The 15,892-nt window shown below is 44.9% G+C and carries 13 protein-coding genes and 1 other RNA gene; 12 read left to right on the top strand and 2 right to left on the bottom strand.

The window, feature by feature from the left end; all coding sequences use genetic code 11:
- The 5 genes from OC538_RS01940 to OC538_RS01960 are packed head-to-tail and all read left to right on the top strand — an operon-like array spanning position 1 to position 4,275.
- Positions 1-1,221 carry a pyridoxal phosphate-dependent aminotransferase gene (locus OC538_RS01940; RefSeq protein ID WP_251694630.1) on the top strand — a complete coding sequence of 407 codons (1,221 nt, stop codon included), beginning with the start codon at positions 1-3 and terminating at the stop codon, positions 1,219-1,221.
- A gap of 24 nt (positions 1,222-1,245) precedes the next feature.
- Positions 1,246-2,541, top strand: coding sequence for an asparagine--tRNA ligase (asnS, locus tag OC538_RS01945; protein WP_251694629.1), 1,296 nt, complete (start codon positions 1,246-1,248; stop codon positions 2,539-2,541).
- A 34-nt stretch (positions 2,542-2,575) separates the two neighbouring features.
- Positions 2,576-3,283: a DnaD domain-containing protein gene (locus OC538_RS01950; protein WP_251694628.1), complete on the top strand. Its 708-nt coding sequence runs from the start codon at positions 2,576-2,578 to the stop codon at positions 3,281-3,283.
- A 10-nt stretch (positions 3,284-3,293) separates the two neighbouring features.
- Positions 3,294-3,944 carry an endonuclease III gene (gene nth, locus OC538_RS01955; RefSeq protein WP_251694627.1) on the top strand — a complete coding sequence of 217 codons (651 nt, stop codon included), beginning with the start codon at positions 3,294-3,296 and terminating at the stop codon, positions 3,942-3,944.
- Positions 3,937-4,275 carry a YpoC family protein gene (locus tag OC538_RS01960; RefSeq protein ID WP_251694626.1) on the top strand — a complete coding sequence of 113 codons (339 nt, stop codon included), beginning with the start codon at positions 3,937-3,939 and terminating at the stop codon, positions 4,273-4,275. Before nth ends, OC538_RS01960 begins: the two co-directional genes overlap by 8 nt.
- A 44-nt stretch (positions 4,276-4,319) precedes the next feature.
- Here OC538_RS01960 and OC538_RS01965 read toward each other — a convergent pair whose 3' ends face one another.
- Together OC538_RS01965 and recU are read right to left on the bottom strand one after the other, a co-directional pair.
- Positions 4,320-6,995: a PBP1A family penicillin-binding protein gene (locus OC538_RS01965; protein WP_262173036.1), complete on the bottom strand. Its 2,676-nt coding sequence runs from the start codon at positions 6,993-6,995 to the stop codon at positions 4,320-4,322.
- Positions 6,992-7,630: a Holliday junction resolvase RecU gene (gene recU, locus OC538_RS01970; protein ID WP_251694624.1), complete on the bottom strand. Its 639-nt coding sequence runs from the start codon at positions 7,628-7,630 to the stop codon at positions 6,992-6,994. Before recU ends, OC538_RS01965 begins: the two co-directional genes overlap by 4 nt.
- Positions 7,631-7,793: 163 nt before the next feature.
- Here recU and OC538_RS01975 point away from each other — a divergent pair, with 163 nt between their 5' ends.
- The 7 genes from OC538_RS01975 to OC538_RS02005 all read left to right on the top strand — a co-directional run bounded on the left by OC538_RS01975 (position 7,794) and on the right by OC538_RS02005 (position 15,828).
- Positions 7,794-8,174, top strand: a complete 381-nt coding sequence (locus OC538_RS01975) for a YppE family protein (RefSeq protein WP_251694623.1) — start codon at positions 7,794-7,796, stop codon at positions 8,172-8,174.
- Complete coding sequence (locus OC538_RS01980) at positions 8,171-10,450, top strand: DEAD/DEAH box helicase (protein WP_251694622.1); 2,280 nt, start codon at positions 8,171-8,173, stop codon at positions 10,448-10,450. The genes OC538_RS01975 and OC538_RS01980 overlap by 4 nt, the downstream gene beginning before the upstream one ends.
- A complete protein-coding gene (locus OC538_RS01985; RefSeq protein WP_262173037.1) occupies positions 10,440-11,705 on the top strand; it encodes a ribonuclease H-like domain-containing protein in 1,266 nt (421 codons plus the stop codon). Before OC538_RS01980 ends, OC538_RS01985 begins: the two co-directional genes overlap by 11 nt.
- Before the next feature lie 98 nt (positions 11,706-11,803).
- Positions 11,804-12,100 (top strand): cell division regulator GpsB, encoded by a 297-nt coding sequence (gpsB, locus tag OC538_RS01990; protein WP_251694620.1) that lies wholly within the window; start codon positions 11,804-11,806, stop codon positions 12,098-12,100.
- A gap of 72 nt (positions 12,101-12,172) precedes the next feature.
- Positions 12,173-12,567, top strand: an RNA gene (rnpB, locus tag OC538_RS01995) — RNase P RNA component class B.
- Between the two features lie 147 nt (positions 12,568-12,714).
- Positions 12,715-13,842, top strand: coding sequence for a class I SAM-dependent RNA methyltransferase (locus OC538_RS02000; protein WP_262173038.1), 1,128 nt, complete (start codon positions 12,715-12,717; stop codon positions 13,840-13,842).
- Positions 13,843-13,911: 69 nt separating this feature from the next.
- Entirely contained in the window at positions 13,912-15,828 is a 1,917-nt protein-coding gene (locus OC538_RS02005; RefSeq protein WP_262173039.1) for an ATP-dependent DNA helicase, read from the top strand.
- Positions 15,829-15,892: the final 64 nt, after the last annotated feature.

Consider the following 15,892-nt stretch of genomic DNA (forward strand, 5'->3'; position numbering starts at 1 on the left):
ATGAAGGGACAAAAGGGAGCGATTCAATTGACAAAGAAGTTAGCAGCGAGAGTAAGTACGTTATCACCATCCACAACCCTTGCCATTACGGCGAAAGCTAAAGAGATGAAGGAGTCGGGCATCGACATCATCGGACTAGGGGCTGGGGAGCCGGATTATAATACTCCCGAAAACATTTTGGAAGCGGCTTTTCAATCCATGAAAGAAGGCAAGACAAAATATACGCCTTCCGGAGGCCTTCCTGCACTGAAGGATGCCGTCATCGCCAAACTGAAGACGGATCAGCAGTTGGATTACTCAAGACAGGAAATTATGATCGGCATCGGTGCGAAGCATGTTCTTTACACATTGTTCCAGGTCCTATTAGATCCGGGTGATGAAGTAATCATCCCGACACCTTATTGGGTCAGCTATCCCGAACAAGTGAAGCTCGCTGAAGGCGTACCAGTTTTCGTTGAAGCTACATCGGAATCCCAGTTCAAGGTAACGGCAGAACAGATTAGCAATGCAATTACATCTAAAACGAAAGCTGTCATTATCAACTCTCCAGGAAATCCGACTGGTATGATCTATTCGCAAGAGGAACTCCGCCAAATTGCAGAAGTTTGTCTAGAAAAGGATATATGGATCATTTCGGATGAAATCTACGAAAAGTTGATTTATGGAAATGAGAAGCATGTTTCGATTGCTCAGCTATCAGATGATGCGAAAGCGCGGACATTCATCATTAACGGAGTATCCAAATCCCATTCAATGACAGGTTGGAGAATTGGATATATTGCGGGAGATGCAGAAGTGGTGAGTGCAATGACGAACTTGGCCAGCCATTCGACATCCAATCCGACAACGACTTCCCAATACGCTGCGATTGAAGCGTATAATGGTCCTCAGGAAGCAGTGGAAAGCATGCGGAAGGATTTTGAATCGAGGTTGGAACGTATCTACCCTCAGTTGGCGGCTATTCCCGGCTTTACAGTCGTCAAACCTCAAGGTGCTTTTTATTTGTTGCCGGAAGTTACTGAAGCAATGAAAAAAACAGGCTTCTCAAATGTAGATGAGTTTGCATCAGCGCTTCTGACGGAAGCGAAAGTGGCAGTCATCCCCGGATCCGGTTTCGGTTCCCCTGAAACGATCCGCTTGTCCTATGCGACATCTATTGATCTGCTGGAGGAAGCGGTAAAACGAATCCGTTCATATGTTGAAGCAAACTGGAAAGAATAAAAGTTCATACTCACGGAGGTACTTATGAAAACAATCATGATTCACGAAATGCCAGATCACGTAGGAGAAACAGTCCGGATCGGAGCATGGCTAGCAAATAAAAGATCGAGCGGTAAAATCGCGTTTCTGCAACTTCGCGATGGATCAGGTTTTGTTCAAGGCGTTGTCGTCAAAGAAGTTGTAGGGGAGGATATTTTTGCGAAAGCAAAATCCATCCACCAGGAATCTTCGCTTTATGTGACAGCAGAAGTGACGGAGGACGAACGTTCTTCATTCGGCGTTGAACTGCAAGTGAAAGATATTGAAATCATTCATGAAGCAATTGATTATCCAATTACTCCGAAAGAACACGGAACTGAATTCTTGATGGATAATCGTCATTTATGGCTGCGCTCTCGCAAACAACATGCCATCATGAAAATCCGGAATGAAATCATCCGCTCCACATATGAGTTTTTCCATTTGAATGGATTTGTGAAAGTGGATCCACCTATTTTGACGGGTTCTTCGCCTGAAGGAACTACGGAACTTTTCCATACGAAATACTTTGATGAAGACGCTTATTTATCACAATCAGGACAGCTCTATCTAGAAGCTGCAGCGATGGCTCTCGGAAAAGTGTTTTCATTCGGACCGACTTTCCGTGCAGAGAAATCGAAAACACGACGTCATTTGATTGAATTCTGGATGATTGAACCTGAAATGGCATTCGTGCAACATGAGGAAAGCTTAGAAGTCCAAGAGCAATATGTTTCGCATATCGTCCAGTCCGTATTGCAAAACTGCCCATTGGAACTTGAGCGGCTTGGAAGGGATCTTTCAAAACTTGAAAAAGTACAGGCTCCGTTCCCAAGGATCTCTTATGACGATGCAATTACGTTCCTTCATGAAAAAGGCTTTGATGACATCGAATGGGGTGATGACTTCGGTGCACCGCATGAGACTGCGATTGCAGAAAGCTTTGACATGCCTGTCTTCATTACAAATTATCCAAAAGATATTAAGTCATTCTATATGCAACCGCACCCAGATCGCGACGATGTCGTTTTATGCGCAGATTTGATCGCTCCGGAAGGATATGGGGAAATCATCGGCGGTTCAGAGCGTATTTATGACTATGAATTGATGAAGCAACGCATCCAGGAGCATAATTTGGATGAGTCCGCCTACGAATGGTATTTGGAGTTAAGCAAATACGGCGCAGTTCCACATTCTGGTTTCGGGCTTGGATTGGAACGGACAGTTGCGTGGATTTCAGGTGTTGAACACGTTCGGGAAACAATTCCGTTCCCACGTCTGTTGAATCGTCTTTACCCTTAATTGACGCAGATTTACTAATAGTGAGGTGTTCGGCATGAAAGATGAAGAACGGCTCCGTATTTGGATTGAGCAGGGGAATGTCACTATTCCCCAGCTCTTTTTTCAGCACTATAAAGCATTGGATATAAAGGATATCGATGCAATGCTTCTTTTGCATATGTGTGCGTTTCAGGCGGATGGTTCGCAATTCCCTACGCCAACCGATCTTGCAGGACGCATGCATCTTACAGAGAATCAGGTGTCCGAAATCCTCCAACGCCTTATGCAACGAGGATTGTTGGAAATCCGGCAGGGGCAGGATGAAAACGGAGTGTTATACGAGCAGTTTTCAATGCAACCCTTATGGAACAGGCTTGTTAACATTGTGCTTACAGAAAAGACCGTACTAGAAGAACAGAAGGATAAAGAGGATGAAGGAGAAATCTTCACATTGTTCGAGCAGGAGTTCGGACGTCTTCTATCTCCAATGGAATGCGAAACGATTACAATGTGGCTGGATGAAGATGGTCATGCTGTCCAGATAATAAAGGCGGCGTTGAAAGAAGCTGTTCTAGCCCAAAAACTCAGCTTGCGCTACATTGACCGGATTCTGTTCGAATGGAAGAAGAAAAGGGTGAGAACGTTGAATGACGTGGAAAAACAATCCAGATCATTCAGGACGGCAATGATACGTCCAGTTCAAAATCGGGAAACCGTCGTAAAAAAGGTTCCTTTTTATAATTGGTTGGAAGAACGGGAATAGGTGATGGAATATGTTGACGAAGAAACAATGGGAAATCTGCCTGGAAGAGTTTAGTAGAATGTTTCCCGATGCTCATTGTGAGCTGGTACACGAAAATGCATTTGAGCTACTCGTCGCCACATTGCTCTCCGCTCAATGTACGGATGTTCTTGTGAACCGCGTTACTGCGGATTTATTCAAAAAATATAAGAAACCTGAAGATTATTTGGCGGTAGAAATAGAGGAGCTTCAAAATGATATCCGCTCGATCGGCCTCTATCGGAATAAAGCAAAAAACATTCAAGCGTTGAGTGCCATTCTGATCGAGAAATTTAATGGTGAGGTACCGGGCGATAGGGATGTACTTACGACTTTCCCTGGCGTAGGCAGGAAAACGGCGAATGTCGTTGTTTCCAATGCGTTCGGCATCCCGGCATTGGCAGTTGACACACATGTTGAGCGTGTAGCCAAGCGTCTTGGCATGAATCGTTGGAAAGATTCACCTCTCATGGTGGAAGAAAAGATCATGCGATGGACGCCTATGGAAAAATGGACGGATACACACCATCAGATCATCTTCTTTGGACGATATCACTGCAAAGCCCAAAATCCGGCTTGCGGTGAATGTCCGCTCCTTCCATTGTGCAGGGAAGGGAAGAAACGGATGAGAGGCATTGCATAAGCCTGGAATGGACAGGAAGGCACTGCTATATTCCTGTTGGAACAATTGGCTGGACATGAAAGAAAGAATCGAGGAAGCTTATAAGCAAAAGAGTCCCGAAGCTGCCAACTTGATTGATATAGCAATCGGAAATTATATGGAAATGCTAGGGTTGTTTATGAACACCGAATCTTCTTCAATTGATGTGTCACTGATTGAACCGTTGAATGGAATAGAACGATTGCAATACATCCGTACGAAAAGAGCGGGGCATTTTGCATACGTGCAGTTGGATGCACTATATTCCGAGGCGATGAAAAAAGCGGTTAGCCGATTGGCAATGATAAAATAAAAAAGCCTGAAGTGATGATTTCCATCACTTCAGGCTTTTTTTAGTTATCCTCCACTGCCATCATCGGTTCCGTCGCCGGAGCCATCATTTCCGCCCGTTCCTGGATCGGTTGTCGCATCACCCGATGAGCCGGAACCGTCGGTCGTATTGTCAGCGTCTCCATCGTTTTCGCTGTTACCATTGCTTCCGGTGTTGCTATTATTTCCATTGTTACCACTGCCATTGTTACCACTGCCATTGTTGTTTCCATTGTTTCCGTTATTACCGTAATTATTTTGGCCATCGTTTTCACTGTTGTTTTCATCATCTTCTCCGTCATCTATCGAAGGGTCTTCTTCATTCTGTCCCTCTATTAGAAGGGAAGTGGAAGCTGGACTACTTTCAATTTCCCCTGAAATCGCCTTAACGTAGAAGGTGTATGTGCGGCCCATTTCAACTCCGGAGAATGTTACATCATTTACCGAAGTCGTCGTCATGTGCTGCGGCTCACTGCCATCTACTGAAACGGAGACGCTGAATTGTACTGGTTCCGGAAGCATAAGTGCATCTGGATTGTCGTACGACCAATTTAATGAGACAGAGTTCGACTCTGCAACATATTGCGCAGACAAGCCGCTTGGCGCTTCCAGTTCAGTAATCACCTCTTCATCCATTTCAGTCGGCACCGTTCCTCTAACGAACAGCTCTGTACTCTTCAAAGCATCCGGTGTCGAATTGCTTGCAAGAATTGGCGGATTAGATCCCTTGACGATGACCGCTTCTTCAACAGAACTTGGCTGCTTGAACCTCGGTGTAGTTTTTCCTGACACGAGATCAGTCATTACATTCCTGAAAAGGATTTGCGGCACATAGCGGCCTCGATCGTACGTTGTAATGGGTGTATTACGATTTTTGTAACCGCCCCAAACGGATATCGTGTACTCCGTCGTATAACCGGTGAACCAGCTATCTGGTACATCAGTGTTTTTCATTCCGTTTTTCTTCATCGTTGCAGCATCATAGTTCGTCGTCCCTGTCTTACCGGCCATATCCAATCCAGAGACGTTAGCCGTCTTACCGGTTCCATAGGTGATGACATCCCGTAAAATATCAGTCACCATATAGGCGGTTGAATCTTTCATGACAGTGACAGGGTCCGGTGCCAAGTTACGCTTGGAGCCATTACGGAAAATGATTTCCTTGACTGCGTGGGGCTTTATATAAATGCCGCCGTTGCCGAATGGGGCATAGGCACCTGCCATTTGAATTGTCGAAAATTCATATTCTCCTCCGCCGATAGCAAGCGTGGAAGTCATATCCTCGTATTTCAGTCCAAGCTTGCCTGCAAATTCGCGAGCTCGTTTCGTTCCGACTTCTTCAAATACTTTGATGGCTGGTATATTTCTTGAGCGGTATAATGCTTCTCTCGCAGTTATTGGGCCCATGTATTTCCCATCCACGTTTCGGATCGATATGTCGGTGCCTTTGTATTTATATGGCTCGTCATTAACGATATGGGCAGTTGACCAGCTTTTGTATTCAATTGCTGGACCATAGGAAAGGATCGGTTTAATAACCGAACCGGGCATCCTAGGGTTGTCACCCGAAGCAAAGTTTAAGTTCCGTCCGGTGAAATTCCGCCCACCGCCGATTGCGGCGATTTCGCCGGTTTTCGTATTCAGAACGGTCATCCCGGCTTGCATCTCATCCGACTCATAGATCGGCGAATTGATTGCCTTTTCTACAGATTGTTGAGCTGCCGGGTCAAGGGCCGTTTGAATGGTTACCCCTTCTGCGAGGATATCCATCATGCCCGCTGCTTCCAATTCATCCAAGACGATGTCAACATATGCAAGATACTTAGAATCTTTTTTCTGTTGACGTTGATCATCCGGAAGAAGTGTTTCCGTTACAGAGATGGCTTTCGCCTTCTCCATTTCGTCCTTCGTTATTTTACCATGTTTGTACATAAGGCCGAGGACAGTATTCCGGCGTTTTTCTGCCCGCTCTGGATTCTTAAACGGATTATAGCCGTTAGGGGATTGAGGCATCCCCGCCAATAGTGCCATTTCATGCAATTCAAGCTCTTTCAGATCTTTCCCGTAAAAATCTTTTGCAGCCGTCCCAATTCCGTAAATGTTGCCTGACATGAGGATTTTATTGAAGTACATTTCAAAAATCTGTTCTTTAGAATATTCCCTTTCAAGCTTGAAGGCGAGCCACGCTTCCTGCGCTTTCCTCTTCAATGTCTTTTCATCTGAGAGGAAGGAGTTCTTAATGACTTGCTGGGTTAGCGTAGACGCTCCTTGCGATCCGAAGCCGCTTTGGAAGTTAGCTAGAACAGCACCGCCCAGTCTCCAGAAGTCCATACCATGGTGTTTGTAGAATCGGACGTCCTCTGTCGCAAGGACGGCATCTTCCATCTCTTTCGGTATATCCTTGTATGGAACGAACTCCCGCTTTTCTGCACCAAATTTCATAAACACATTTCCATTGCGATCGACAATATCGGATGTAAGTGGATCTTTCAATAGATTTTCATCAAGATCCGGTGCGCTGCTTGCGTAAAATGCGAATAATCCAGCTCCACCGATCAGAACAGCTACACCAAGTGCGATGATGCTGAAAAAGATTTTCTTTACTAGATAGCTGCCATTTTTCTTCTTATTATTCTTCCCGCGCCTTTTTTCCGCTTCCATCTGCTGACGTCTGGCTGATCGAGATTTTGTTTGATCACTCATAAGTTTTCCTGCCTTTCAATTGTTTCTGTTCCAGGTTTCTGCAAAAGTGAATCCATAGCAGACAAATAGTCTAGCCGTGGGTTGAAACCTGCATGTATTTCTATGGATATCTCTTCCATTTCGGAGAGTGTAATAGATTTCCTTCCTCCTGCTATCATTCTTTCCCACTTTTTTTCGAAGTACTCGTACGGGACGATAAAATAGCGGTCGAGAACAGTGAATTTTACTAACAAAAACGCGATGCCTGCTTGCTCGGTCACTCTTTTCATATGCTCGACCTGATGCTCATGGATATTTTGCAATGGAAAAGAGGACGTACTCTTTGTCTCCTTCGCTTCAAAATCAATATATTTCCCGTTCCAAACTCCATTAAAGTCTGTAGTGGATGGAGATCTGAAATATGCTTCGGTAATGACAGCCGCGCTTCTGGCAGGATATTTCACGTGTACAATTTGGATAGGGACCGGCTTCTTATGGATGACGGCTTTATTGTTGGCTAAATAATATTCATTCGTTTCGTTCAACTCGTCCTCTAATGTTTTCCCCCGGTTGCTGAACGATAGATTTTTATTATCCACTCGGGTAGAGCGTTGTACCGGAATATATTTTTTCCCGTTCGGATATCGAATTGTCATTCCTACCACCTCGCATTTCCTATCATACCATAATGATTGGACGGATTATCGCTCTAAAAGTTCCGCAAAAGTATTGTTCTGCAGGTTTCGAAGAATACACGTTCGTTTAGGTTTGGTGTCCCCACGAAGTTTTTGATAGACTATAGGAAAGACTTTGGAGAGGATGGTTCACTTGTTAACTTTACTAGAGAAAACGGAACGGCTCCTTTCTGTTTGTGAAGAGTGCTTGGAAAGACTCCCAGCGATGCGGGAATTGGATCGGGAGCCTGACTTTTTTACAGAAGTAAAACCATATGCAGATACAAACCATAGATTGTTGGACGAATGGACCGAAGAAATCAGAACGTTGATTCGTGAAGAGAGACCGAAATACATTCATCTTCATCAAATTGAATCGTTGAATGAATCAATGAAGCAATTCATCGTTCAATCTTTTTATGCGAAGACGGGAAAGAAACGTTTTGTCCTTTCCATTAATTCAGCGACGTACACATTAAGAACGGTCTTAGATGAATTGCAACAAAAAGGGAGAGAGCAAGGATGAAGAAGACAAGCGTCCGGGAAACGGTCGAACACTTCTTATCCGACCCTGAATTATCGTCCAATGTTCGCCATTATGAAAAGATTGATGGAAAACCTGCAGAATACGCTGCATTTCCAAAACAGCTTCATCCGTCCATAGTGAAAGCGTTGGCCGAGAAAGGGATAGAGCGTCTATACAGTCATCAACGCGAAGCGTTCGATATTGCGACGTCAGGCGACTCGATAACTGCTGTGACGCCGACTGCTTCAGGGAAATCACTATGCTATCATCTGCCAGTCTTGCAAAGCATTTTGGAGGATGATTCGTCCCGTGCGCTTTATCTGTTTCCGACAAAGGCGCTTGCACAAGACCAGTTAGCGGATTTGCATGAATTGATTGAGGCGAGCGGAGAGACGATCCTCAGTTACACGTATGATGGGGATACAGCGCCGGGATTGCGAACTAAAGTTCGTAAGTCGGGCCATATCGTTTTGACGAACCCCGATATGCTGCACTCTGGCATTTTGCCACACCATACAAAGTGGGTATCCCTTTTCGAAAATCTGAAGTATATCATCATAGACGAATTGCATACGTATAAAGGGGTATTCGGGAGCCATGTCGCACATGTATTGAGAAGATTGAAACGCATTTGCAATTATTACGGATGCAACCCGACGTTCATCTGTACATCAGCGACAATTGCCAATCCGAAAGAGCTTGCCGAGGCATTGACCAATACGCCGATGCGTCTCATATCCAAAAACGGAGCCCCTTCAGGCGTTAAGCATTTCATCTTCTACAACCCTCCGATCGTCCATAAAACATTCGGCATCCGGCGAAGTGCCATCCTAGAAGTTCGCGATATTGCATCGTTTTTGTACAGGGAAGGTGTCCAGACGATCATCTTCGCAAAGAGCCGGGTGCGCGTTGAAATGCTTGTAACGTATATGAAGGAATTGACGAAGAAAAAACTGTTTGATCAGACAATCATGGGGTATCGTGGCGGCTATTTGCCATCTGAGCGCAGAAAAATTGAAAAAAGGCTGCGCGACGGAGATATCAAGACGGTTGTCAGTACGAATGCGCTCGAGCTCGGCATTGATATCGGGCAATTGCAAGCATGCATCATGACCGGCTACCCGGGAAACATTGCGAGCGCCTACCAACAGGCCGGCAGAGCAGGGAGGAGGCAGGATGATGCGTTGATCATCTATGTTGCCCAATCGATGGCGCTTGACCAATACATCATTCAGCATCCTGAATACTTGCTTGGCCAAACGCCGGAAGAAGCGAGGATCCATCCCGATAATATGCTTATCCTCATGGATCATTTGAAATGTGCATCATTTGAATTGCCGTTTACAATGACGGAAACATACGGGGAATTCGAAGTTCAGGAACTTCTCGCCTTTCTGGAAAGCGAAGGGGTGCTCGTCAAAACATCCGATAAATGGCATTGGATGACAGACCGGTTCCCGGCAAGTGAAGTCAGTCTACGCTCCGCCTCCCAAGAAAATGTTGTCATCATCGACAAAACGATTCCTAAAGGGACTGTCGTGATCGGAGAGATGGACCGCTACAGCGCAATGACCTTGTTGCACGAAGAGGCGATCTATATGCATCAAGGAAAGCAATACCAAGTCGAAATGCTAGATTGGGAGGAAAAGAAGGCATACGTGACAGAAGTCGATGTCGATTATTATACGGATGCTAATTTAGCTGTGGAACTAAAAGTGATCAATGAAGATGAAAGCGAGCAACTGGGAGAAGCGGAAGTGGCGTACGGAGATATTGCTGTTTTGGCGATACCTACTATATTTAAAAAGATACGCTTCGACACACACGACAATATCGGTTCCGGTCCGATTTCGCTGCCTGCCGAGGAGCTGCATACATCATCCACTTGGTATGCATTCGACACTCCGGACGGTTGGAAAGAATCCGAATTGACAGACGCACTGACAGGTGCCGCATACGCGATCCAATCTTTCATTCCGTTATTCGTACGTTGTGATCGGTCCGACATCCATGTCGTCCCACAAGTGAAGGCGATTCACACCGGAAAACCGACAATTTTCATTTACGATAGTTATCCGGGAGGCATCGGGTTAAGCGAAAAGATCTTTGGCCGTTGGGATGAATTACTGAAAAAGGCGACGGACCATGTGCGAGGATGTCATTGCGACAATGGTTGCCCTGTCTGTATCGGTGCACAAGAAGAGGGAATCCGGGTGAAACAGGACGTCATCGCTCTTCTGCAAGCCCTCGTTGGAGGAAAGACAAATGTCATATGAAGCAAAAATGATGGAAATGAAGAAGCTTCTTAAAAAGAAAGCTCCTAAAACTGACGAAAAGCCCCAAACACAGAAACGTGTAACGCCTCCGCCGCCTCCTTATGAGAAGAGGTGGCTCGCGGCAGGATTGACAAAAGAAGAAAACGAATTCGGCATCGTGTACAAGAAAACTGTCGTTTATGATCTGCATCATCAGCATGGAAAATACGAACTCTCAGGTTTATTGAACACCGTGGAAAGATGGCGTGAAGCAGAGGAGATACATCCTCTGGCACCTGACTTTGCACAGCCGCTCGTATTTTTTGATACGGAGACGACTGGTTTGAAAGGCGCCGGAACGCTCATCTTCCTTATGGGCTTTATCGAATATACAGACGAAGCGTTCACATTGACGCAATATGTGCTGCCGGGCCCCGATCATGAAGCTGCATTCCTATATGCTTCTAACCTTTGGAAAACGCCTATGTCAATCGTCATGTATAACGGAAAAAGCTTCGATATGCCCCAAGTGCAGACGAGATGGACAATGAATAGAAATGTGTTGCCACAGTTGCTTAAGCATACCGAAATTGATTTGCTCCATGGATCGAAAAGGATCTGGAAAAATGAAATGGACACGTTCAAATTGACCTCAGTTGAGGAAGAACAGCTCGGCTTCTTCCGGGAAGGCGATATTCCCGGCCATATGGCGCCGATCATCTACCAGGATGCAGTGAAAAATGGCCGAGCCGAATTGCTTATGAAAGTCCTTCTTCATAATGAATGGGATATCCTTTCCCTCGTCACCTTATATATCCGTTCAACCGACCTCCTATTGCATGGCGACGCGGACTCATCCGCGAATGCAAAAACGAATATCGGTAAATGGTATACCGATCTTAAATCGTTTAGTCGAAGCAAAGATATCCTTATGGATGTCATTGCAGAATACGGGGCGGATGAACCAAAGGCGCATTTTCATATTGGATTCCTCTTAAAAAAGGAAGGACTCTATTCAGAGGCCATTGAATCCTTTGCAACTGCCGCCTCCGGATTGGCAGGAAGGGAAAAAGTCATTGCTTTTGAGGAATTAGCGAAGCTCTTCGAACATAAAGTGAAGGAGCTGGAAAAGGCTCTCTATTATACGAAGGAAGCAATCCATACTTTGAATGAAGATCAGGACGTCACGGAACGGTTTAGAGTGAGGATGGGAAATGGATTAAGGCACAGGGAAATAAGATTGAAAAGAAAGCTATTTCCCGGGGAAGCGCAGTAACCGACAAAATACTGCTCTCAACCGGAAATAGAAAGACAAAGTTGTACAAAATATGCTATACTTGCGACATGTAAACATTGATGGAAGGGCGTCATTTTATGGAAATAAAACTTGATTCTAAATCAATACTTGAAAAAGAATTTAAAACAGGTTTACGTGGATATAATCAAGAAGATGTGGATTTATTCCTGGACACAGTGATTCAGGACTATGAAGCTTTTAAAAAAACAATTTCGGAATTACGTATGGAAAATGAAAAGCTGAAGGATGAACTTGCTTCAGCAGTCAAACGTCCAGCGGCAACGAATGCCAATACAACGAACTTCGATCTGTTGAAACGGATTTCAAATTTGGAGAAGCACGTATTCGGCAGCAAATTGTACGATCACGAATAAGCAAGTGATTGGCGTAGAAGAAAAACGTTGATATTTGTCGAAAATTGCAGTATACTATTGTAACCATAGTGTGAATTCAGGTAATCGCTGCAACATCAGTTGTAGAGGAAAGTCCATGCTCGCACGGTTCTGAGATGACCGTAGTGTTCGTGCTCGGCGAAAAGATAAGCCGGGGCTTTGCGCAATGCGCATTGACGGCGGGGATAAGTCCTAAGTGTGCTTGCACATATGGATGAGGTCTCCTGAAAAGTGCCACAGTGACGTAGCCGACTCGGAAACGGGTAGGATGGAACGCGGTAAACCCCACGAGCGAGAAACCCAAATTATGGTAGGGGCGCTCTTCTGAAGGAATTTAACGGATGAAGGGACAGACACTTCTTTAGATGAGTCTGTAGATAGATGATTACCACCCTAAGTACGAGGCGCAAGCCGTTTGAGTACACGGGAACAAAACATGGCTTATCGAATTTACGATGGTTCAACATAACAATCAATGCTCTCCTTATCGATTGGAGAGCATTTCTTTGTTATTGGGGATAAAAATTGATGTAAATGACAATAGTAGGCAGACTACATATAGATAAGACTAGAATTGGAATTGGAGTTGAAAATGCATGACAAACTATAAATTGGTCGCTACATCCGCCATGGGGCTTGAATCGATTGTTGCAGATGAAGTGAAGGAATTAGGCTTCCACACACAAACCGAGAACGGCAAAATCTATTTCGAAGGCGATGAAACAGCAATTGCCAAAACAAACATGTGGCTTCGTGTCGCGGATCGTGTCCGCATCATCGTCGGTGAATTTACTGCAACGACGTTCGATGACCTTTTTGAACAGACGAAATCCCTTCCTTGGGAACAATATTTGCCTGTAGACGCAAAATTCCCTGTCGCTGGAAAATCGGTGAAATCGACATTGTACAGTACACCTGACTGCCAGGCAATCGTGAAAAAAGCTATTGTTGAACGTTTGAAGACTGCATATAATCGGGTCGGTTTTTTAGACGAGACAGGTCCATTATTTAAACTTGAAGTATCCATTTTGAAAGATAAAGTTACATTGACAATCGACTCAAGCGGGGCCGGCTTGCATAAACGCGGATATCGTGTCGGACAGGGGGATGCTCCGCTTAAAGAGACAATGGCGGCGGCCCTCGTCAAATTGACGCGTTGGAATCCGGACAGACCGTTCGTTGACCCGTTTTGCGGATCTGGAACGATTGCAATCGAAGCGGCAATGATCGGGCAGCAGATCGCACCAGGATATAACCGTGACTTCAGCAGTGAGGAATGGCCGTGGATGGATCAGGCAATTTGGGACCGTGTCAGGGAAGAAGCGGAAGATATTGCGAAGTATGACCAGCCGTTGGATATTACAGGTTTCGACGTAGATCCCCGAATGATCAAAGTAGCACAGCAAAATGCAGTTGAAGCAGGCTTCATGGACATAATCCGCTTTGAGCAGCGTGACGTCAAGGATTTGACCGTTGAAGGGTTGAATGGCGTGCTTGTCGGCAATCCTCCTTATGGAGAACGATTAGGTGAAATCGAGGAAGCTGAGGATCTTGCCCAGATCCTCGGTCATATAATGGATAGGTATCCTTCTTGGTCCGTATACATGTTGTCCTCATTGGAAAACTTTGAAACGATGTACGGAAAAAAAGCTACGAAGAAACGAAAGCTATTCAATGGATTCATCCGGACAGACTTTTACCAATACTGGGGCCAACGAAAATAAGCAAGCAGAGAAAACGGAAGAGGTCATGCCTCTTCCGTTTCCATGTGTGAAAAGGAAAGGGGAGCGCAAATGAAAAGAAAAATGCCATTTTCATTAACAAAAGAAAAATCATTCTATGAATCCTTGAATGACTGGATTGGCGATACATTGTATGATGATTTGACCGAAAAGGGATTCGAATGCAGAGATGAACAAATCTATATGGCATTTCAAATTGAACAAGCGCTGAAAGAGAAAAAAGTCCTTCTGGCAGAAGCCGGTGTCGGAACGGGGAAAACAATCGCCTATTTATTGCCGGCTATCGCCTATGCGCGATATACGGGCAAACCCGCTCTGATTTCCTGTGCGGATGAAACATTGATTGATCAGCTTGTGAAAGAAGAGGGAGACATCCGCAAAATAAGCGATGCGTTGAAAATCGATATTGACGTCCGTCTTGCAAAAGCAAGAGATCAGTATTTATGTCTGAAGAGATTGGATGAAGCAGTAGACGCATCGACGGAAGAATTTGCGGAGAATGTGTATAGCGGATTGCCGGACTTCGTAAACGGCAATGTTTCTTTGCAATCGATTTTTCCTTATGGGGAGCGATCTGAATATCCTCATTTGAATGACGAGCAATGGAAAACAATGAATTTTCATCCTATCCAACAATGTGCAGCCTGTGATGTCCGAAATCGCTGCGGACAGACAATCCACCGGAATCATTATCGTGAAGCGGCGGACTTGATCATTTGTTCGCATGACTTCTATATGGAGCATATTTGGACACAAGAATCGAGAAAGCGCCAAGGCCAAATGCCATTGTTGCCTGATGTATCGATGATTGTTTTCGATGAAGGGCATCTACTTGAATATTCCGCTCAACGCGCACTCACGTATGAGGTTCAAAATCATACGTTACTCAATCTGTTGGAACGTGTAATGGTTGACGGAGTGCGGGAAGAGACACTCCAATTGATGGAACGTTTAATTGATGTCCATGAACATTTCTTCCGTCTATTACAGTCCGCAACGGAAGAGAACGGGGATGAACGGAAAGCGATCCGAAAAACCGGTGAAATTCACTCGGCCGGTAAGGAAGCGATCTCCATCTCAACGGCACTGCTCGAAGAGTTCGTCTTTGAAGGTGAGTTATATATCATTCCGGAGTATGATTTGAAAATGGTCGAGGAATACTTGGAGCAATATATTTACTCTATGGAATTATTCGTCTCCGAAAATGATGCGGTCGATTGGTTAGAACTGAATGAAAATGGGATGACGCTCATCATCATGCCGCGACTAGTCACAGATATATTAAAAGAAAAGCTGTTTTCATCCAATGTTCCAATTATCTTTTCATCCGCGACGCTTTCAGTCGGACAGGATTTCAGGTATATATTAGATAGTCTTGGCATCGATGATTTCCTTTCATTTTCAGTGGAGTCTCCTTTCGACTATGAAGAGAAGATGGAAGTCATTGCAGCTGATCTCAACATTGGGGAAAAGCCCGAATATGTGATGGACTTGTTGAAGGATGGACAGCAAACATTGTTGCTGTTCAAATCGGAACAATCGATGAAAAGATTTCAGGCAGAATTAAATGAAGAACAAAGAACCGGAATCGCTTTCGAAGGGGAACGGGAATTATCATCCATTATCCGCGACTTCCAGCAGAAGGAAATTTCCGTACTATGTTCGTATCATTTATGGGAAGGTCTTGATATCCCGCAAGATGCCCTTACCCGGGTCATTATTTACGACCTGCCGTTTCCTCCTCACGATCCTCTCTTTGATGCACGCAGGAAGCATGCTGAAAACCCGTTTGCAGAAGTGGATCTGCCATTCATGCTTCTCCGTTTAAGGCAAGGTGCAGGTCGCCTTATTCGGACATCGGAAGATTCCGGAACGGTGCATATACTGTTGGAGAATAGTGAACAGGAAATGAAAGAACTGATTGCCGGCATTTTTCCGGTGGAGCTCCAAACGTTCGTCAAGAAATAAGGAATGAATAAAAGCTGTCTCATCGAGGGTGCTCGATAAAGGCAGCTTTTCTTATACATAACTC

The sequence above is a fragment of the Saccharococcus sp. Marseille-Q5394 genome (assembly GCF_946901335.1).
In the GTDB taxonomy this organism is placed as follows: Bacteria; Bacillota; Bacilli; order Bacillales_A; family Planococcaceae; genus Sporosarcina; species Sporosarcina luteola_C.